The following is an 18,063-nucleotide window of genomic DNA, read 5'->3' as shown; positions in this document are numbered from 1 at the left end:
CCCGTCTTGTACCCAAATTGGGTACATCTATTTATGAAACATATCTTTGCCTTTCATTCGAAATAGATCATCCTTAACTTTCGGAATAAGGCTTATCCCGACATATTTTATAAGCGCCTTTAACTCTTTTTCTTTTTGTGAATTTCCTTTTTTTCGTGCTATCTCCAATGCTTTCCTGTACTTTTCAAGCTCCCGCTCTAAATGCGTCTCTGTAGTCCTTGCCGCTTTAATATATTCCGTGCTTACAACATCTACTGCTGATTGCGGCTTTTCTTCCGTTAGTGCCGGCTTACTCGGTTCGAATCCCTCAATATTCATGTTTTCCGGCTCCCGTGGTGTTTCCGTTTCTTCTTGCTGCTGGTACTTTTTGACCTCTTTTGCCGTAACTTTCCCGCCTGTTTCTTCATATACGGCTTTTTGATCTTCGGGCGATAACTTAGAAAGTTCTACTGCCGGTGTCATAGCAAGTTCCTTTTTCTTAATTGCTTCTTTAAGTTCCGGCTGTAGGTTATTATCGATCTGCTGCAGCCGCCCGACTTCTGACTTTGAAATATTGAGGCATTCGGCAATAATGTCCTGTAGCCGCCCCGGTATTTTTTCGCCCCGATCTTTCTTTTTCTGCAAGAGTTCCGACAATTGGTGTACTTCCTCGATTTTTTCCGAAAGGTTTTTGTCTCTATGATGATTAGTAATAATCAATTCGATTTGTTCATCTTCCGCACTTAGCGGCTTTTCAACAATACACGGCAATATTTTATATTCAGTCTTTCCTTCGTCTACCAGTCTACGGCACGCCAAATAGCGACGCTCTCCGGCAGTAATGCTGTATTTACCATTTTCTTTGGCTTTTACAAGTAATGGCTGCTTTACGCCGTATATTTCAATCGTCGCTTTTAGCTGCTCATTCTGCTTTTCTATTTCTGGATCGCCTGTAACACGATAAAAATTCTTTTTATTCGGTACTAGGTTATCAACATCAATCATCACAATAGACGGCACCACCGCTGCCGTCCTTTTCCCCATTGCTGCCAACATGTCAAATGCCATTTTGTACACCTTCTCTCTCTAAATATTCATCTACAAAGCCAATATAGGCTAATGCTGCCGGATTTCGTTTTGCACATTTCACTAACGGGACTTTTTTAAACTTTGCTTTTTTTACTTCTACGGTTAAATTAATCATGTTTTCAAACAACTTGTTTTCCGGGTCTTTCCTTAACTCTTCCGCTCCAAGCCTATCAACCTTTGTCCGGGCATTGTATTTGGTGATAAGCACACCGACTATTCTTATGTTGTCGTTTAATCCGCTATCTTTGGCAATTTGCACCTGCTGCCTAATCTTGTCTAATCCATCAAGGCCGTACTCGTCAATGTCAGTCGGAACGATGATGTCATCTGACGCAATAATCGCATTAATGACGTTTGGTGTCATATTAGGCGCATTGTCGATGATTATATAATCAAAATCATTTTCTAGTTCCTGCAAGCAATCGCGCAATATAGTAACCTCTCCACTTTTCGCCATTTCTATATTTACGGCGGCTAAGTCCATCGTTGACGGCAAAATGCTCAAATTTGGATATTTCGTCTCTTTGATTGCCGCCCTCAAAATTTCTTTGTCCCCGCCAAACTGAAATACCTCGACTATGCTTGGCTGCATTCCTGCACGTTCAAAGAATTTTGATGCATTGCATTGAATATCATTGTCAGCAAGCAAAACGCGTTTCCCCATTTCAGCCAAAACATACGACATATTAACGGCAGTCTCCGTCTTACCTACGCCGCCCTTTAAATTTACAATACTTACCTTTTTCATTTTTCATCCTCCATTTCTCTATCTTCATTCATTCCAGGTAATTTGCATAACCAGTTATTATTTTTCCAAACTGTATCCGACATAGGCGCAAGTACATGAACGCCGTCAATAACAACCATTCTTCCCGATAATGTCAGATTTTCCGTATACTGCAGCATATCAAGTCTTTCTTGCTTAATTGCTATATAGGTGAATCCATCTGTATACAAATAACATCCAGAAAGCTCGATTCGTGTATTAGTCAGCATTTTATTCGAATTGGCTTCATTAAACCATTCATTGTATCGCCTTTCCCATTCTAAAATTCCCGGCTCCCGCTCAGACTTCACTAAACCTTCCTTTGTCTGTAGGTACCATGTTTCAAGTTTTGGCACTTCCAATTTGCAGCGTATCGAAAAAAACTGATCATCCGAAACACTTAATACAAACTGCCCTGTAATCAACAAATTCCCTGAATCGCATTTCATTAGCATAAATTCGCCTAGACCACTTGCTTGTTTTGCAACCTTTTTGCTATCCACAAGGAAAGAATCATTTATCATTATTCCGCCCCCTTTCTATCTTGCTGTAATCAATCCTTAACAAAAACAATATGCTGACAGGGATAGCCGTCTTTTGTATATCCCTGGTAGGTCAGTCCTTTATGAATGTGGTACCCTTTCGGTACTTTGATCTGCGTACTATAACATTCAGAACGATTTACCTTACTTTTTTCTTCGTGAGGCTCGACAAGATTTGTGCTTGTTTGAAGACGGCCTGAATGTTTCTCAACGTCCTCTTTCTTGAAATACGCGGATAATTTTACACAATCGTCAATTTCTCCTCCGAAAAATTCTACTCGCGCACCGCCAAACGTCCAATATTTTTTTATCTCTGCCATATCCTCTGCTGTGAGTGCATTTATTAGCAAGTGCGCATGAGGCCGCCCCTGCCCTGTCATGTTTTCCATTACAGCAATATATTTTAGTTCATCCCCCTTTCGCTTGTAATAACGCCGCAAGTTCTTTTTAAAATTATCAAACTTCTTTTTAATCTCTTCATAATCTGGCACTTTCCCGGCAATTGTCAAAGTAAAATACCAATCTCCAGATTTAAAATTATTTGCCATCTGCATAGCCAATTTTTCTGTTGCACGACGGCGATTATCTTTTTTCTGCTGCTCTGGCGTTTGATTAATTCGCTTTGCTCTCTTCTTGGCTTCTTTTCCTGTTGGCATTGCATGATAGGTATAGTACAGATTTTTCTCTATGATTCTCCCGTCTAAGGTCTTTTTGATTCTCCGTATGTATGACATTGTCAGCCCGCCCTATTCTGTATAAAAATACTGTTCAGTGTCCAACTTATTAATTACTTGATGAACTAGAAAAGAGGTCAAAACCTCTTGATTTTTCGGCTGACTTTTTGCACTTTTCATGCTATAATTTTTATGTAGATTTTATTGTCAGCCTATAAAAACAGCAGCGCTTCCAACACTGCTGTTTTTGTTTTATATAATTTTCATTGCACGCGTTGAAGATTTCTACGAGGGAAATCTTCTTTTTTGATATTACTCACGCTATCAGCCATAAATATCCGACAGGCGCGTTGGTTATCCTTGACCGCTATTGCTATGCCGGGATATTCCTCGGTTTCGTAACAAACCAGCTTACCGGGATAATTAACGTCATTAGAGTAGCGACACATGCCGCATTTTGGCTCGCGTTCGATTTGTCTCCTCATTTAGACCGCCTCTTTCCCTTGCACGATTTACATAATTTACGGTACATCATTTAAACACATAATTTTTATTGTTTCAGGACAGTCTATGATTAAATAGTCTGCCCTCAAATGCCCAAAATGCTATTTCGTTTTCTAATTAGTTTCCGGACTCATTATTGGTACCGGATTTTCTTTTTCTCATTTAACCTGGAACGCTTGCCACGGCTTACCGTTTCGATTCTCTATTGCCTGGTCCATGTGACTAATAGCCGTTTTTGCTCCGACATATGTCGGATATACAAAAGTTGCTCCGTGGTATCGACAATGGGCCTTTAGGCTTTCGCCCATTTCAGTGGTTGGCATAATTTGGAACCCACCTTCATTAACAACGATTGTAAAATTTGTTTTTCTCTTTTTAGCCGCATAAGCATTTATAATCTGTACTGCCTGATTACCCTCACTAAAATCACCAGTAACGCATAACGTTGTCAGTTCTAAAGCTATGTCATCAATTATGTCATCTAACTCTTCCCCAGCCTTTTGAGCGGTATTATAACGGACTATCAATGCTTTTAAATCACTCATGCGCTCAGCCTCCTCATTTTCTTTATCTGCCGCCGTATTCGCCCGTCACATCTGTGACATACAATCATCTTGCCAACAACCTCTAACTTTTCTCCGCTCCGCTGGCAACTACTACAGTACAATTGCCAGCGATATCTTATGATGTGGTCCCCTTGCATTTTTTAAAGAAATAAGAACCGTTTCGATCTTTGCGATAGATGCGCATATATTTTGAAACACTAACGTTAAATTTTGAACGATATTGCACAAGTGATTTAAGAAAAGATTCCACTACTTCGGATTGCTCCGAACTAAGGCTTTCACGCATATTGACAGGAGAATAATCCGGTCCCTTATATGCCGCATTCATGATGCGACCTGATTAATGATTTTCTTATCTCTAATCAGCTTTCTCAGTTCTGAAACTTTCCCCACGAAATAAATGCTCTTTCTTTTCATTACTTACGCCTCCATTGACCAAAATTACAGCACATGCTATACTTTTAGTAATCGAATTTTGTTTTATCCTAAAGCTGTCTGTGCTCCAACACAGGCGGCTTTTTTATGTTCCAGTTTGTCCACTTCGTGATTAACCTTAATTCTCAACGCATGTACTGCGCCTTCCATCTCATCAATTTCTTTCATGATTGCCTTCAAAGTAGCTACTTCACTGCTGTCAATCCGACCATCACACAAAATAGTAATCAATGAATCTTTTACTGCTATAACATCCTGTAACTCTTTAAGCCACCGTAGTCCAGCAGTAGCTAAATCATTTGCTTTAATCTTGCAATGCTTATTTTTTCCTATCTCACAAACATCAGTGCAGTACCATTCAATAAGTTCACTGTTGTGATATACATTAGCAAGGCTAAGAATCACTTGTGGATTAGCACGTTCCGGCATAACTTCATACCTTGAAAGCGATCTTCTACCAACATGTGCCTCAGCAGCTGCGCATTCTTGGCTCAAATGAGCCTCATTTCGTACCTCGGCGAGCATCGACTTTCACCTCCTCTCAAGCGATAATAGAATTAATCCTCTCCCCTTCCTGCTCCCAGCAGGATTTCCTTTATACACCCCCTGATACAAAAGCCAGAAATATAATTGTAAAAACAATACCAGCACTAAAAATGTCTATCTTGCTAAACTCAAGCGGCTCTTTTATTTGAGAAATATACAGCGTTTGTATTTCCTCCGGCAACGGCTTAGCCATCTATTCGCCTCCTTCAAAGCGGTGATATTCCGAAGTACATTCAGGGTATTCACATGGCTGTTCAAACTCAACAAAAGATGTTCCGCTCGGTTGTTTCCTCACATCAATTAGAACGAAAGATTTCATGCTGCCATAGATAGCGCGATTTTTCAACCTAGAAACCAACTCTTCTAATTCTTTGATTGTCATTTTTATTTGTGCCATTTTGCTACGCTCCTCCCTTGCTTGTCCAGCTTCGCTTTTATCCCGCAACCTCACTTTTTATTTGCTCACCGACATATTCATAGAACAGCTTTGGCGAAATATAGTAGTTGTATCTATTTCTAACTTTTACGGCTGTTCCAAACGGAAGGAGTCCGCGCTGCAGTCCGACTCTAACAAACTGCTGGCACTTTCCCATAATTTCTGCTGCTTCCTTAACGCTGATCTGTACTGGCATTTTATTCTCCTCTCCCTGCTCTTTGATAAATTCATAATAGTAGTTGGAATAGGTAATATAATCATTTCGTCGAACTATCACCTTATAAGGAGATGATAGTGATGAACTTTAAGGAGCAAATGCGAAAAGATTTTGAGTCTGTGTTCTTAAATATAGACGAATTTGCAGAGATTTTTGATGTTATACGAAATGGAATCAGGTCCCACGAAATAACCGGAATTTTCGCCAAAAAATCTCTCTTACAGGTAAAATTAGATGATGATGTAATGCCGGGCGATGTACTAAGAAGCAGAGATACTTTGCAAGAAGTAACTGTTCAAAGCATTAGTAAAACTAGCAGTTCCCTGAATGTTTACTGCCGCTAATTGTTTTACTTAAAAACTTCTCGGCACTTCGCAAAACATCAGAAAGGCCTTTGTAATCAACTACCCCTCGAATCGAGAACGTAACATTCTCAAACCCATCATCAAGATTGACTTCTACAATGTAACGACCGCCTTCAATTAGAAACGGTTTTAGAATTGTCCCGTCACTGCTCACTTTGGCGGGACAACTTCTTAAAGAACTTATCCGCTTTTTATACTTCTTGCTTTTGTATACTTTGCGTACCGCGTTGCTTGCTTTTCCTTTTTTATATGGCACTTCTCCGTCCCCTTTCATCCTGTCTTTGATAGTTCTATCTCGGCATCATCTAGTAAGTCATTTACTGTTACGCCAAGCGCAGTGGCTATTTTATGAGCATCATATAAATTGGGAACTGTTTTATCCGTTTCCCATCCGCTCAATGTAGTTTGCGGAATACCAGTTTCTAACTCAATTATTTTTTGAGTTTTTTTCGCATTCTTCCGTAAAAAAGAAATCCTTTTTCCAACTGACATTTTCTCACCCTCCTTATCGTAATTTTGAATCGTTATTTCGATTACATTTAAATATTATCGTAATTACGATACATTGTCAAGCGTAATTTCGATATTTTATATACGCTTATTTTGTGCCATAATGTTATTAGCGGAATTTCGCTAAAGGAGTAATGTTTGTGGACATTCCAAATCGTATAAAATCTTTAATTGAAAAGCATAAAATTTCAAGCATCAATGAATTAGGTAGAATTGCAAATATTCCTCAATCAACTTTAGCAACTATCATGTTAGGAAAAACAAGTCCTCGCGCAGATACCATTGAACAAATCTGCAACGGCCTTGGTATTACTTTAGCTGAATTTTTTACAGAAGAGTCTTCTTCCGTCCCTGCTCAATCAGTTGAAGATGTTTCGCCTGAAGATTTAGCACTTGCCCGGGAATTAAAAAACCTTCCGGATACTGACCGGAAGGAAGTACAATCTTTTATTCAATTTAAAAAGCAAACTCGAGAAAATGCTAACGACGACGATCAAGCTGCAACGATGGGGGAGTAAAAATTTTTACCTAGGGATGTTAGAATTTTTCATAACCTCATGAAGAATAGATACAAATAGGATGTGAATATATGGAAGAGTTACTAAAACAGCTTATTGCTGAAGTTCAAGAAATGAAGTCTAATATGGCAACTAAACAAGATTTTGCTGAAATAAAACAATCTATAACTCGAATCGAAAATGACCAAGGAAAGAAAATATCAGCACTGTTTGATGCACGGGAAGTTCAGTTTGATGTTAACGAGCGTATATGTGATAGTCTCAACCGGCTCGAAGGAAAACTAGACAGAATTTCACTTAAAGTTTCCTCTCATGAAACTTACTTTCGCGAGGCAAAATAATCAATATCTTTGGAGATGATTAAGTGGCTTTTAGTATGGATGATTTACAATATAACTATGATGAGATCCATTCTTGGGATAATCCAAAATTAAAAGGTCATCCAGATAGGGATTTGTTAAGCAGAACAGAAAAATATGAAGTCTTTACTTTCATTACTACCTTTTTACATTCTCAAAATAAATCGTTGAGTAAGCAAAACGGTCAAATCATTGAGAAATTAATTAAAACTGAAATGCCTTCTAATATTCATTCTCGCACCAAAGCAAATGAATGGCTTATCAAAAAACTTAATTCAAGATGACTAAGGAATTCTCGAACTAAAAATAGACAATCAAAAGCCAGGACCACTTAGGTACTGGCTTTCCCATTCCCATAGAAAGGAGTACTACATATGCGCAATCCAAATGGTTATGGCACCGTCTTCAAACTTTCAGGGAATCGGCGTAAGCCTTTCGTTGCACGTAAAACAGTTGGTTTCAATGATAAAGGCCATCCGATCTATGAGCCTATCGGCTATTATGCTGAACGCAAAGATGCAATGATGGCGCTCGCAGCCTATAACCTATCCCCTTATGATTTAGTAAGCCGCAAACTTACCTTTTCTGAGCTTTACGATCTGTTTGTAGAACAAAAATACACCGATAACGATAAAAAAATTAGCAACGGTTACGCTGCTGCCTATAAAGCCTGCAGTAACATTCATGACATCATATTTTCCGATCTGCGAACCGCTCAGTTACAAAAAGAAATCAATAATTGGGACAAAGGCTATGCTTCGAAAAAGAATATGCGTATTCTTTTTAATTTTCTTTATAAATTCGCCATGCAGAATGATATTGTTGATAAAAACTACGCTTCTTTTATTGAGCTAACCCTGCCTGACGAAGACACAGAGCAATTACATAAACCATTCACTACCGAAGAACTTGCTACCCTTTGGGAAAATGCGGCCGACCGATCTGCACAATATGTTTTGATTTATTGCTATAGCGGCCTACGTCCGACAGAACTAATCCGCATTAAGACAGTTGATGTGCATTTGGATGACCGTTATATGGTAGGCGGTATAAAAAATCGTACCAGCAAAAACAGAGCTATTCCTATTGCCGAAAAAATTTATCCATTCATTGCCGCAATGTATAACCCTGATAATGAATTTCTAGTTACCGATTTTGACGGCCCACTGAGCTATGACCGAATTAATTGGCGATATTGGAAACCACTCATGCAAAAATTAGATATGGACCACTTGCCGCATGATGGCCGTCATACATGTGCCACATTGTTAGATAATTGCGGTGCAAATAAAACTGTAATAAAAAAAATACTCGGTCATGCAGGGCTTGGCACAACCGAGAAAGTCTACACTCACAAAACAATTAAGCAGTTAATTGACACGATCAATCTAATATAATTTGTTACTATTACGTAACTAGTTTGTTACTAGCAACCTGATTTTTAGCTATTTTTAGCTGTTCTTATATACAAGAGAACCCGCGAAAGCATTGAGCTTCGCGGGTTCTGTGTTTGATAAATATTAACGCTTGGAAAACTGGGATGCTTTACGGGCCTTTTTGAGACCGTATTTGCGACGCTCTTTCTCGCGAGGATCGCGAGTAAGTAATCCAGCTTTTTTCAGAGCCGGACGAAATTCTAAGTCAACTTTTAAGAGTGCGCGGGCAATGCCGTGACGAACAGCTCCTGCTTGACCAGATACACCGCCCCCCTCCACTTTCGCAATTACATCGTATTTGCCTAAAGTATCGGTAACAGTTAAAGGCTGCTTTACAATTAATTCAAGCGTTTTCAAACCAAAGTATGCGTCTAGTTCGCGCTCGTTCACAAGAATGTTACCTTCTCCCGGAACCAGACGAACTCGGGCAACCGAGGTTTTTCTACGGCCTGTGCCATAGTAGCTTACTAGTGCCATATGATGTTCCTCCTTTCCGGTATTATCGAATACTTACTTCTAAAGTTTCAGGCTGTTGAGCTGCATGCGGATGCTCAGCGCCAGTATATACATGCAATTTACGATATATTGCACTACCTAACCGATTCTTTGGTAACATTCCTTTAATGGCATGTTCCAATACTTTAGCTGGTTGCGTTGCAAGCATATTTCCAGCAGTTGTAAAGGTTGTGCCCCCTACATACCCAGAATGACGGAAATAGGTTTTTTGCACTAATTTTTTACCTGTCAATACCACTTTTTCAGCATTCACAATAATGACATGGTCCCCTGTATCCACATGGGGTGTAAAGGTTGGTTTATGTTTTCCGCGTAACACTTTGGCTACTTCTGCGGCTAGACGTCCTAAAGTTTTACCTTCAGCGTCAACGATATACCATTTACGTGTAATATTGCCCTCATTGGCCATAAACGTCGTTTTCATGCTGTATCCCTCCTCACAAGGAAATTGCTGTGAAATTTTTGATTATCCTTGCTTTCCGGGGCTAAGGCTGGCAAAAATCTCATAGAATCATTTTACTGTTTTACGCTATCATTGTCAAGGTATAACCTTGAAAAAACGTTTTTATTCAGGATATTTAACTGATAATAGATATAATCCCTGAGCTGGCGCTGTCTTTCCAGCCTTACTGCGATCTTTGGCTGCCAAAATAGCTGCCATATCGCTAACTGTGATTTTATGCTTTCCAACATTCATCAGCGTACCCATGAGATTACGGACCATATGATAAAGAAAACCTGTGCCATGAAAAGTAAAGTCATAGCAAACTACAGCTCCACTGACACCAGGCAGAGGCATCTGAGCCGTCAAATCATCGCGTACACAATTGGCGCTTAAAATCGTTCGGACAGGATCTCTTGCTGTACTGCCTGCCGCTTTAAAAGATGAAAAATCATGTGTACCCACAATAATGGAAAGTGCCTGCTGCATGGCTTCAACATCCAGTTGTTTAGAAGTATGCCAGGCATAATGACGCCAAAAGGGATTGATGTTTTTACTTTGATATATCCGATAAAGATAGATTTTGCTTAGCGCCCATTTGCGAGCGTGAAACCATTCATTGGCATCCTCTGCCTGAAGGACAACAATGTCTTCAGGCAAAACAGAACGAGAAGCTGCCGCAATACAGTGAGCCGGAATGGTTCCTGTCGTTTGAAAGTGAACAACTTGTCCCTGGGCATGTACGCCTGTATCCGTTCGACCGGCACCACTCATACTTAATTTATGACCAAAAATTTTGGCCAGCCCATCTTCCAGTTTTTGCTGTATCGTATTAGGTGTATTCTTTTGCCGCTGGAAGCCATGGTAATTCGTACCATCATAAGCTACGATGAGTTTAATTATCCGCATCACGTGTACCTACCTTTAAAACAGCCGTAAATAAACAAGACTGCCGCAAAAAATGAGAATGACAGCCAACCCAATCCAATCACGACCCGTAAAAAATAGTTCTTTCATCCGTGTACGTCCCTCACCGCCGCGATAACACCGTGCTTCCATGGCTGTGGCAAGTTCATCAGCCCGCCGAAAAGCACTAATAAAGAGCGGGACTAACAAGGGCACAAGATTCTTCGCTCTGGCAATTAAACTCCCTGAACTAAACTCGGCACCACGCGCCATTTGGGCCTTCATGATACGCTCGGTTTCTTCCAGCAAGGTAGGAATAAACCGTAAAGCAATGGTCATCATCATGGCCAGTTCATGTGCTGGAATACCCAGCACCTTAAAAGGCCTTAAGAGCCGCTCAATGCCATCTGTTAAGGCAATGGGCGATGTCGTCAACGTCAGCAGTGAAGAAAAAAGGATGAGTAGTACCAGACGCAGCGACATAAAAATTCCCATCCGCATACCTTCCCAGGAAATTTGAATAGGCCCGAGTTGAAATAGCAGCGTGCCCGGTGTAAAGAACAGATGAATCCCCAGCGTCAGAACAATAATCACCCACAAGGGACGAACAGATTTAATGAGAATCTTCACAGGTACTTTTGATAAAAGGCAGCAAAAGACAGCAAACAAAGCGACTAAAGCATACGAAAACAGGCTTTCTGCCGTAAAAATACTGCTAATATAGAAGAGCGTCGCAATAAGCTTGGTACGGGGGTCGAGTTTATGCAGCCACGAATGACCAGGAAAATACTGTCCTAATGTAATATCACTGAGCATGATGCCCCTCCTTCACAGCCAGGGCCTGACAAATGTTTTGTACGGCATCATCAATACGTATAAGGGAGGAATCGACAGCAAGTCCCTTAGCTGCAAGCTGTGTCATGAGAGCCGTAATAGGTGGCACATCGACACCGGCTTGGTGAAGTTTGTGACGTTCCTTGCCAAAAACATGAGCAGGACTGCCATCAATGAGGATGTTTCCTTGATCCATAACAATAAGACGATTGGCCACTTGGGCAATTTCATCCATATTATGTGAAACTAAAATAATTGTAATCTTGGCTGACTCGTAATACTTGACAATTTCTTCAAAAATTTCCTTCCTGCCGCCTGGATCCAGTCCTGCTGAAGGTTCATCAAGAATTAAATAATCCGGTTTCAGCGCCATCACACCTGCAATAGATACCCGGCGCATTTGACCGCCGCTTAAAGCGAAAGGCGAACGCAATGCGAAAGTATCATAATCAAGATTAACAAAATCCATAGCATAATGAACTCTTTCTTCTACTTCACTCGCTGAAAGCCCCAGATTACGTGGGCCAAAAGCAATATCGGCTGCTACCGTTTCCTCAAACAACTGATGCTCGGGATACTGAAAAACCATGCCTACATGGTGCCGCGCTTCTCGCGCTGCTTTCGTCTTCGTTTTCAAGTCAATGCCATCTAATGTCACCGTTCCAATAGTAGGTTGTAAAAGGCCGTTCATATGCTGAATAAGAGTAGACTTTCCAGAGCCTGTATGACCAATAACTCCGACAAATTCACCTTTTTCAATGGTGAGATTGACTGTTTTTAAAGCGGATTGTTCATAAGGAGTACCAGGCATATAAGTGTAAGTAACATTCGTTAATTGGATAGACATAATGCCTCCGCCAATTCACTGCCACTAATAACTTGTGACGGAATAGAATAGTTCATTTGCCGAAGCTTTTCAGCCACTTGTGCTGCAATCGGCACATCAAGCCCCATATCTTTCAGAAGGTCAACTTGACTAAAAACCTCATGGGGATTACCGTCTAAGACAATTTTACCTTGCTTCATAACAATAACCCGCTCGGCTTGCATCGCTTCTTCCATAAAATGCGTAATATACACACATGTAATCTGTTGCTCTTCATGAAGTTTTTTGACTGTCTTCATGACTTCCTGCCGTCCGATCGGATCAAGCATGGCTGTGGGCTCATCAAGAACGATACAATTTGGCCGTATAGCAAGCACACCCGCAATAGCAATACGCTGTTTTTGTCCGCCTGAAAGTAAATGAGGCGCATGCAAGGCATAATTCGTCATATCGACTTTTGCCAAAGCCTCATCGACACGCTGGCGAATTTCAGTAGATGGAATACCCAAATTTTCCGGACCGAACGCCACATCCTCTTCAACAATGGCAGCCACAATTTGATTATCAGGATTTTGAAACACCATACCCACCTTTTGGCGAATATTCCAAATTTCAGCTGATTCAGCCGTCGAGACACCATCAATAAGACACTCGCCTGTTGTTGGCAGCAGCAAGCCATTGAGATGTTTGGCAAGCGTCGATTTTCCCGACCCGTTTGTACCAATGACGGCCACAAAAGTGCCCGCTCGAATCGACAGGTTAACATCATCTAATGCCTGAACATTTTGCTGATTGTGATCTTGGTAGACATGGCTTACATGCTTCATTTCAATAAATTCTCCCATATTTGAACCCTACCTTAAGGCCCCTAGCCTCACACAATAGTTTAATAAAAAACGCTAATATAATCTCTAATACACCCAGTAAGAAATCGTATTACTATAAGCGAAAGTCAAGTAGGACATTGAAGCGACCGCAATACGATGCCTGTACCATCTCAACTTTTCTGTCTATAGTTAAAAATAAAGGCGACCGTAACGGTCGCCTTGAGTCTTTTTTTACACCAATTCGAGTATTGCCATGGGAGCTGCGTCACCGCGACGAGGTCCAAGTTTATAGATCCGCGTATAACCGCCTTGGCGATCGGCATATTTAGGTGCAATTGTATCAAACAGTTTCGTTGTAACTTCTTCATCCATAATAAACGAGAGCACTTGACGACGCGCGTTCAAGTCGCCTCGCTTAGCTAAAGTAATCATTTTATCCGCTAAACTACTTGCTTCTTTGGCTTTTGCCTCAGTTGTCTCAATGCGCTCTTTCGCAAAGAAGGAAGTCAAGATACTGCGAAGTAGTGCTTTACGAGCACTGGAATCACGTCCTAACTTTCTATAGGCCATTTTCTTCCCCCCTTATTCCTCATTTTCAGCCAGGGAGAGTCCAAGCTCAATGAGCTTTTTCTTAACCTCTTCCATCGACTTTCGACCGAGATTTCGGACTTTCATCATATCATCTTCGGTTTTTTGAACTAATTCAGCAATGGTGTTAATCCCGGCCCGTTTCAGGCAATTATAAGAACGTACTGAAAGATCAAGATCTTCAATAGTCATTTCCATGGTCTTGGAACCAGTTTCTTCTGGAGGTTCACTAAAGGTTCCCTCCACACTGTCCTCATCCACAGGAGTTCCTGCCATGCTTTGAAAAAGCTTTAAGTGAGCTACCATAATTCCGGCAGCCTTACTTACTGCTTCTTCAGGACGCATACTCCCGTTCGTCCATACTTCTAATGTTAGTTTGTCATAATCAGTGACATTGCCAACACGAGTAGGAGTCACACTGTAATTGACTTTAGGGATCGGCGTGAAAATTGAGTCAACAGGAATAATTCCAATGACATGATCAGGGCGTTTATTTTTCTCAGCCCGAACATAACCACGACCACGCTCAACGTTCATTTCCATCACTAAAGAACCACCGTCATCTAATGTAGCCAAGTGCAACTCAGGATTCAGGATGTCAATATCGGGGTCAGAAAGAATATCGCCCGCTAAGACTTCTCCTGGGCCTTGAGCTTCGATCCGTAAAACTTTCGGCTCGTCCGTATACATTTTCAGGCATAGCTCTTTTAGGTTTAAAATAATATCAGTCACATCATCCCGAACTCCGGGAATAGTAGAAAATTCATGAAGCACACCATTGATTTTCACCGAGGTGACAGCAGCTCCGGAAAGAGATGATAGGAGTACACGACGTAAGCTATTGCCCATCGTGATACCATAACCTCGTTCAAGGGGCTCCCATACAAATTTTCCATAGCGACCATCTTCACTGATTTCTACGATATCGATCTTCGGTTTTTCGATTTCGATCATCCGAAAAGACCCTCCTCCTTGCGCACTTTGTTTAAGTTACACCATCTCCACTAACGAGGACAGATTATCTAGAGTACAACTCAACAATTAAATGCTCTTGGATCGGAATGTCAATTTCTTCCCGCGTGGGATAGCGTGTAACAGTACCGCTCATTGCAGCCGCATTGACTTCCAGCCATGCCGGAACAGTTTTTGTTGGCAAAGCTTCACCAATTTCTTTCACTAGTGGAGATTCTTTGCTTGCTTCGTGAATTGCTACAACATCCCCTGCTTTCACAAGAAAAGAAGGAATGTCTACACGATGACCATTGACAGTAAAATGTCCATGGCGTACAAGTTGTCTAGCCTGAACACGACCACTGGCCATACCCAGACGAAGAACGACATTATCTAAACGTCTTTCAAGCAAAACAAGTAAATTTTCCCCTGTATTACCTTGTTGACGTTCAGCTTTTTCAAAATAGGAACGGAATTGACGTTCAAGCAAACCGTAAATACGGCGTGTTTTCTGTTTTTCTCTGAGCTGAATACCATACTCAGAAACTTTTTTACGACCTTGATTTTGTCCGTGCTGTCCGGGAGCATAACTATGTTTACTAAAGCCGCATTTATCGCTATAGCAACGATCGCCCTTTAAGTATAACTTTTCTCCCTCACGGCGGCACAATCTACAAACAGGTCCTGTATATCTTGCCATTTAATTGATACACCTCCCGAATTTGATTAAACTCTTCTACGTTTAGGCGGACGGCAGCCGTTATGCGGAATTGGGGTAACGTCTTTGATGGCGGAAACCTCAATACCTGCAGCTTGAAGCGAACGAATGGCTGCTTCACGACCTGATCCAGGGCCTTTTACAAAAACTTCAACATGTTTTAGTCCATGTTCCATTGCTGCTTTTGCAGCAGTTTCAGCAGCCATTTGCGCTGCAAATGGCGTACTTTTTCTAGAACCGCGAAAACCGAGTCCGCCAGCACTCGCCCAAGAAAGAGCGTTGCCTTTAGTATCAGTAATCGTAACAATTGTATTGTTAAAAGTCGACCGGATATGGGCAATACCATATTCGATATTTTTACGTTCTTTTCTTTTTGTTCTGACTACTTTCTTTGCAACCAAGGTTATCCCTCCTTTACTTTACAGCTTTCTTTTTCATGCCTACTGCGCGTTTCGGACCTTTACGAGTTCTTGCATTCGTCTTCGTCTTCTGACCGCGAACAGGTAAGCCCATGCGATGACGTTTTCCACGATAAGAACCAATTTCAATGAGACGCTTAATGTTTAAGGACTCTTCACGACGAAGGTCACCTTCTACTTTGTAACCGTCAATGGCTTCTCTAATCTTGGAAACTTCTTCTTCAGTCAAATCACGAACTCTTGTATCAGGATTGATTGCAGTCGCTGCTAAAATTCCCTTGGAACTTGTAAGACCAACACCATAAATATAAGTCAGCGCGATTTCTACTCGCTTATCGCGTGGTAAGTCTACCCCAGCAATACGTGCCATTCATCTGCACCTCCTATCCTTGTTTTTGTTTATGTTTAGGGTTTTCGCAAATTACCATAACATGGCCTTTACGTTTAATTATTTTGCATTTATCGCAAATTTTCTTAATAGAGGGTCTAACTTTCACTATGGTAACCTCCTTCATCATGTGGCTACATGGTATATCGCTGAAAGTTAATTTCGCGTCTTATTTAAAGCGATAGGTAATGCGTCCTCGTTTTAAATCATAAGGCGTAATTTCAACCGTTACTTTATCCCCTGGCAAAATACGAATAAAATTCATTCTAATTTTCCCTGAGACGTGTGCTAATACAACGTGACCATTTTCAAGTTCTACTTGGAACATGGCATTTGGCAATGCCTCAATGACTTTGCCTTCTACTTCAATAACATCTTGCTTGGACACGAGATTTCCCTCCTCGTCCGTTTTACAGTTTATCTGGCAATGATTTTTGCGAGGGTGGCACGGATAGTTAAATCACTAATCTTTCCACATTCCGCTTCACCTTCAACAACCGCATGAAGTATTTGCAAGTGTCGGGAATTTTTTACCTTTGGATGGTCCAAGGTCCTTTTTCTGCCGTCAGCAAGAAGCCACTTATTGTCCTTACTTATTCCGACGACACAATAAACATGACCTTGATCCCGCCCAACCTTGGAAACGACGATTTGACCAATTACGGAAGTATCACTTTTCAACTGTCATCCCTCCAATAACAGGGTCAAATCTTCGGTGTTTACCTCATACCTGCCGAGATTAATCATGGAATCAGGAATACTAACTGTCAGTATTTGAGGCACTTCGTACATATTCCTGCCATAGCCATGACCTTCTGTATATTCTTGTATTGCATGGAAGTGACCACTAAGATGAATACTCCCATTATCTCCATTTTTTAACTTTTTTAGTCCTGGCATAGTCTGTACTACTTCTTTATTCACAGAGAAGCAAGACATTCCAGGAAAACTCAAAATATATTTTTCGGCAATTCTATCCAGTTCGAGGGGAGTCATATTAACCACAGCGGATTTCATTTCCCGCTCTGACTTAATAATCATCATGCACGCTCGACCTTTAAGCTTTTCACAACGCCTTCATATACTTTATCAATAGGCTGACGCCCGTCAATTTCCGTATATAGCCCTTGTTGCTCATAATAAGCAATAAGGGGCTGAGTCTGCGCATCATAAACAGATAAACGATTCACAACGGTTGCTTCACTATCATCGGCTCGCTGATAAAGCTGACCGCCGCAAGCGTCGCAATTTTCGCCTTTTGTGGATGGGTTAAATTCCACATGAAAAGCTCTTCCGCATGATTTACAGATTCTCCGGCCTGTTACGCGTGAGACAAGATCGCCATGAGGAACATTGATATTCACTACTCGCGTAAGGTTAATGCCGAGTGCTAGTAAGGTTTTACCTAAAGCTTCCGCCTGTTCAAGTGTACGGGGAAACCCATCAAGAATAAAGCCTTTCTTACAATCAGCTTTCGCCAAACGTTCTTTGACAATCCCAATTGTTACACTGTCCGGTACAAGCTTGCCAGCATCCATAAATTCTTTCGCCTGCTTGCCAAGGGGCGTGCCTTCTTTTACGGCCTGACGAAACATATCGCCAGTAGAAATATGGGGAATTTTAAATTCCTCTACAAGCTTGGCTGCTTGTGTGCCTTTGCCTGCTCCAGGCGGTCCCATTAACAAGATATACATATTAAACGTCCC

The 18,063-nt window shown here is 41.2% G+C and carries 33 protein-coding genes; 5 read left to right on the top strand and 28 right to left on the bottom strand.

Annotated elements, in window-relative coordinates; translation table 11 throughout:
* Positions 1 to 27: 27 nt before the first annotated feature.
* The 10 genes from Ga0466249_RS13555 to Ga0466249_RS13510 all read right to left on the bottom strand — a co-directional run bounded on the left by Ga0466249_RS13555 (position 28) and on the right by Ga0466249_RS13510 (position 5,733).
* Positions 28 to 1,047 (bottom strand): ParB/RepB/Spo0J family partition protein, encoded by a 1,020-nt coding sequence (locus Ga0466249_RS13555; protein WP_215829994.1) that lies wholly within the window; start codon positions 1,045 to 1,047, stop codon positions 28 to 30.
* A complete protein-coding gene (locus Ga0466249_RS13550) occupies positions 1,037 to 1,816 on the bottom strand; it encodes a ParA family protein (protein ID WP_215829993.1) in 780 nt (259 codons plus the stop codon). Before Ga0466249_RS13550 ends, Ga0466249_RS13555 begins: the two co-directional genes overlap by 11 nt.
* Positions 1,813 to 2,358, bottom strand: a complete 546-nt coding sequence (locus tag Ga0466249_RS13545; RefSeq protein ID WP_215829992.1) for a hypothetical protein — start codon at positions 2,356 to 2,358, stop codon at positions 1,813 to 1,815. Before Ga0466249_RS13545 ends, Ga0466249_RS13550 begins: the two co-directional genes overlap by 4 nt.
* Before the next feature lie 29 nt (positions 2,359 to 2,387).
* Positions 2,388 to 3,110: a rolling circle replication-associated protein gene (locus Ga0466249_RS13540; protein WP_215829991.1), complete on the bottom strand. Its 723-nt coding sequence runs from the start codon at positions 3,108 to 3,110 to the stop codon at positions 2,388 to 2,390.
* Between the two features lie 203 nt (positions 3,111 to 3,313).
* Complete coding sequence (locus tag Ga0466249_RS13535) at positions 3,314 to 3,535, bottom strand: hypothetical protein (protein ID WP_215829990.1); 222 nt, start codon at positions 3,533 to 3,535, stop codon at positions 3,314 to 3,316.
* Positions 3,536 to 3,712: 177 nt separating this feature from the next.
* Positions 3,713 to 4,099, bottom strand: a complete 387-nt coding sequence (locus tag Ga0466249_RS13530) for a hypothetical protein (protein ID WP_215829989.1) — start codon at positions 4,097 to 4,099, stop codon at positions 3,713 to 3,715.
* Positions 4,100 to 4,600: 501 nt separating this feature from the next.
* Positions 4,601 to 5,080, bottom strand: coding sequence for a helix-turn-helix domain-containing protein (locus tag Ga0466249_RS13525; RefSeq protein ID WP_215829988.1), 480 nt, complete (start codon positions 5,078 to 5,080; stop codon positions 4,601 to 4,603).
* A 70-nt stretch (positions 5,081 to 5,150) separates the two neighbouring features.
* Positions 5,151 to 5,294 carry a hypothetical protein gene (locus Ga0466249_RS13520; protein WP_215829987.1) on the bottom strand — a complete coding sequence of 48 codons (144 nt, stop codon included), beginning with the start codon at positions 5,292 to 5,294 and terminating at the stop codon, positions 5,151 to 5,153.
* Positions 5,295 to 5,498: a hypothetical protein gene (locus tag Ga0466249_RS13515; RefSeq protein WP_215829986.1), complete on the bottom strand. Its 204-nt coding sequence runs from the start codon at positions 5,496 to 5,498 to the stop codon at positions 5,295 to 5,297. It lies immediately after the preceding gene.
* Between the two features lie 37 nt (positions 5,499 to 5,535).
* A complete protein-coding gene (locus Ga0466249_RS13510) occupies positions 5,536 to 5,733 on the bottom strand; it encodes a hypothetical protein (RefSeq protein ID WP_215829985.1) in 198 nt (65 codons plus the stop codon).
* A 101-nt stretch (positions 5,734 to 5,834) separates the two neighbouring features.
* On the opposite strand from Ga0466249_RS13510, the gene Ga0466249_RS13505 reads away from it, so the two are divergent.
* Positions 5,835 to 6,098, top strand: a complete 264-nt coding sequence (locus Ga0466249_RS13505) for a hypothetical protein (protein WP_215829984.1) — start codon at positions 5,835 to 5,837, stop codon at positions 6,096 to 6,098.
* Here the strand turns inward: Ga0466249_RS13505 and Ga0466249_RS13500 are convergent.
* The gene (locus Ga0466249_RS13500) at positions 6,067 to 6,375 is read right to left on the bottom strand and encodes a hypothetical protein (protein WP_215829983.1); all 309 of its coding nucleotides are present in this window, start codon (positions 6,373 to 6,375) and stop codon (positions 6,067 to 6,069) included. The genes Ga0466249_RS13505 and Ga0466249_RS13500 overlap by 32 nt on opposite strands.
* Positions 6,376 to 6,389: 14 nt before the next feature.
* The gene (locus Ga0466249_RS13495) at positions 6,390 to 6,611 is read right to left on the bottom strand and encodes a helix-turn-helix domain-containing protein (protein ID WP_215829982.1); all 222 of its coding nucleotides are present in this window, start codon (positions 6,609 to 6,611) and stop codon (positions 6,390 to 6,392) included.
* Positions 6,612 to 6,769: 158 nt separating this feature from the next.
* Here Ga0466249_RS13495 and Ga0466249_RS13490 point away from each other — a divergent pair, with 158 nt between their 5' ends.
* The 4 genes from Ga0466249_RS13490 to Ga0466249_RS13475 all read left to right on the top strand — a co-directional run bounded on the left by Ga0466249_RS13490 (position 6,770) and on the right by Ga0466249_RS13475 (position 8,903).
* The gene (locus tag Ga0466249_RS13490) at positions 6,770 to 7,147 is read left to right on the top strand and encodes a helix-turn-helix domain-containing protein (RefSeq protein ID WP_215829981.1); all 378 of its coding nucleotides are present in this window, start codon (positions 6,770 to 6,772) and stop codon (positions 7,145 to 7,147) included.
* A gap of 71 nt (positions 7,148 to 7,218) precedes the next feature.
* Positions 7,219 to 7,488, top strand: a complete 270-nt coding sequence (locus Ga0466249_RS13485) for a hypothetical protein (protein WP_215829980.1) — start codon at positions 7,219 to 7,221, stop codon at positions 7,486 to 7,488.
* A 23-nt stretch (positions 7,489 to 7,511) separates the two neighbouring features.
* Entirely contained in the window at positions 7,512 to 7,790 is a 279-nt protein-coding gene (locus Ga0466249_RS13480; RefSeq protein ID WP_215829979.1) for a hypothetical protein, read from the top strand.
* Between the two features lie 90 nt (positions 7,791 to 7,880).
* A complete protein-coding gene (locus Ga0466249_RS13475) occupies positions 7,881 to 8,903 on the top strand; it encodes a tyrosine-type recombinase/integrase (protein ID WP_215829978.1) in 1,023 nt (340 codons plus the stop codon).
* A 123-nt stretch (positions 8,904 to 9,026) separates the two neighbouring features.
* Here the strand turns inward: Ga0466249_RS13475 and rpsI are convergent, their stop codons facing one another.
* The 16 genes from rpsI to Ga0466249_RS13395 all read right to left on the bottom strand — a co-directional run bounded on the left by rpsI (position 9,027) and on the right by Ga0466249_RS13395 (position 18,051).
* The gene (rpsI, locus tag Ga0466249_RS13470) at positions 9,027 to 9,419 is read right to left on the bottom strand and encodes a 30S ribosomal protein S9 (protein WP_215829977.1); all 393 of its coding nucleotides are present in this window, start codon (positions 9,417 to 9,419) and stop codon (positions 9,027 to 9,029) included.
* Between the two features lie 22 nt (positions 9,420 to 9,441).
* Entirely contained in the window at positions 9,442 to 9,882 is a 441-nt protein-coding gene (gene rplM, locus Ga0466249_RS13465) for a 50S ribosomal protein L13 (RefSeq protein ID WP_215829976.1), read from the bottom strand.
* A gap of 141 nt (positions 9,883 to 10,023) precedes the next feature.
* Entirely contained in the window at positions 10,024 to 10,809 is a 786-nt protein-coding gene (gene truA / locus Ga0466249_RS13460; protein WP_215830081.1) for a tRNA pseudouridine(38-40) synthase TruA, read from the bottom strand.
* 15 nt (positions 10,810 to 10,824) lie between these two features.
* Positions 10,825 to 11,622 (bottom strand): energy-coupling factor transporter transmembrane component T family protein, encoded by a 798-nt coding sequence (locus Ga0466249_RS13455; protein WP_215829975.1) that lies wholly within the window; start codon positions 11,620 to 11,622, stop codon positions 10,825 to 10,827.
* On the bottom strand, positions 11,612 to 12,487 hold the full coding sequence (locus Ga0466249_RS13450) for an energy-coupling factor transporter ATPase (RefSeq protein ID WP_215829974.1): 876 nt from the start codon (positions 12,485 to 12,487) through the stop codon (positions 11,612 to 11,614). The genes Ga0466249_RS13455 and Ga0466249_RS13450 overlap by 11 nt, the downstream gene beginning before the upstream one ends.
* Positions 12,472 to 13,311 carry an energy-coupling factor transporter ATPase gene (locus Ga0466249_RS13445; RefSeq protein WP_215829973.1) on the bottom strand — a complete coding sequence of 280 codons (840 nt, stop codon included), beginning with the start codon at positions 13,309 to 13,311 and terminating at the stop codon, positions 12,472 to 12,474. Before Ga0466249_RS13445 ends, Ga0466249_RS13450 begins: the two co-directional genes overlap by 16 nt.
* A gap of 213 nt (positions 13,312 to 13,524) precedes the next feature.
* The gene (gene rplQ / locus Ga0466249_RS13440; RefSeq protein WP_215829972.1) at positions 13,525 to 13,863 is read right to left on the bottom strand and encodes a 50S ribosomal protein L17; all 339 of its coding nucleotides are present in this window, start codon (positions 13,861 to 13,863) and stop codon (positions 13,525 to 13,527) included.
* Positions 13,864 to 13,875: 12 nt separating this feature from the next.
* Entirely contained in the window at positions 13,876 to 14,835 is a 960-nt protein-coding gene (locus tag Ga0466249_RS13435; RefSeq protein WP_215829971.1) for a DNA-directed RNA polymerase subunit alpha, read from the bottom strand.
* A gap of 64 nt (positions 14,836 to 14,899) precedes the next feature.
* Complete coding sequence (gene rpsD / locus Ga0466249_RS13430; RefSeq protein ID WP_215829970.1) at positions 14,900 to 15,532, bottom strand: 30S ribosomal protein S4; 633 nt, start codon at positions 15,530 to 15,532, stop codon at positions 14,900 to 14,902.
* A 26-nt stretch (positions 15,533 to 15,558) separates the two neighbouring features.
* The gene (rpsK, locus tag Ga0466249_RS13425; RefSeq protein ID WP_215829969.1) at positions 15,559 to 15,951 is read right to left on the bottom strand and encodes a 30S ribosomal protein S11; all 393 of its coding nucleotides are present in this window, start codon (positions 15,949 to 15,951) and stop codon (positions 15,559 to 15,561) included.
* 13 nt (positions 15,952 to 15,964) lie between these two features.
* On the bottom strand, positions 15,965 to 16,339 hold the full coding sequence (gene rpsM / locus Ga0466249_RS13420; RefSeq protein WP_215829968.1) for a 30S ribosomal protein S13: 375 nt from the start codon (positions 16,337 to 16,339) through the stop codon (positions 15,965 to 15,967).
* A gap of 13 nt (positions 16,340 to 16,352) precedes the next feature.
* Positions 16,353 to 16,466 carry a 50S ribosomal protein L36 gene (rpmJ, locus tag Ga0466249_RS13415; RefSeq protein ID WP_215829967.1) on the bottom strand — a complete coding sequence of 38 codons (114 nt, stop codon included), beginning with the start codon at positions 16,464 to 16,466 and terminating at the stop codon, positions 16,353 to 16,355.
* Between the two features lie 60 nt (positions 16,467 to 16,526).
* Positions 16,527 to 16,745, bottom strand: a complete 219-nt coding sequence (infA, locus tag Ga0466249_RS13410; protein WP_215829966.1) for a translation initiation factor IF-1 — start codon at positions 16,743 to 16,745, stop codon at positions 16,527 to 16,529.
* 29 nt (positions 16,746 to 16,774) lie between these two features.
* Positions 16,775 to 17,038 carry a KOW domain-containing RNA-binding protein gene (locus Ga0466249_RS13405; protein WP_215829965.1) on the bottom strand — a complete coding sequence of 88 codons (264 nt, stop codon included), beginning with the start codon at positions 17,036 to 17,038 and terminating at the stop codon, positions 16,775 to 16,777.
* Positions 17,039 to 17,041: 3 nt separating this feature from the next.
* On the bottom strand, positions 17,042 to 17,401 hold the full coding sequence (locus Ga0466249_RS13400) for a M24 family metallopeptidase (protein ID WP_215829964.1): 360 nt from the start codon (positions 17,399 to 17,401) through the stop codon (positions 17,042 to 17,044).
* Positions 17,398 to 18,051, bottom strand: a complete 654-nt coding sequence (locus tag Ga0466249_RS13395) for an adenylate kinase (RefSeq protein ID WP_215829963.1) — start codon at positions 18,049 to 18,051, stop codon at positions 17,398 to 17,400. The genes Ga0466249_RS13400 and Ga0466249_RS13395 overlap by 4 nt, the downstream gene beginning before the upstream one ends.
* Positions 18,052 to 18,063 lie beyond the last annotated feature (12 nt).

The sequence above is a fragment of the Pelorhabdus rhamnosifermentans genome, assembly GCF_018835585.1.
In the GTDB taxonomy this organism is placed as follows: domain Bacteria; phylum Bacillota; class Negativicutes; order UMGS1260; family UMGS1260; genus Pelorhabdus; species Pelorhabdus rhamnosifermentans.
Note: the sequence above shows the minus strand (reverse complement) of the source record. Positions and strands in the feature narration are given on the sequence as shown.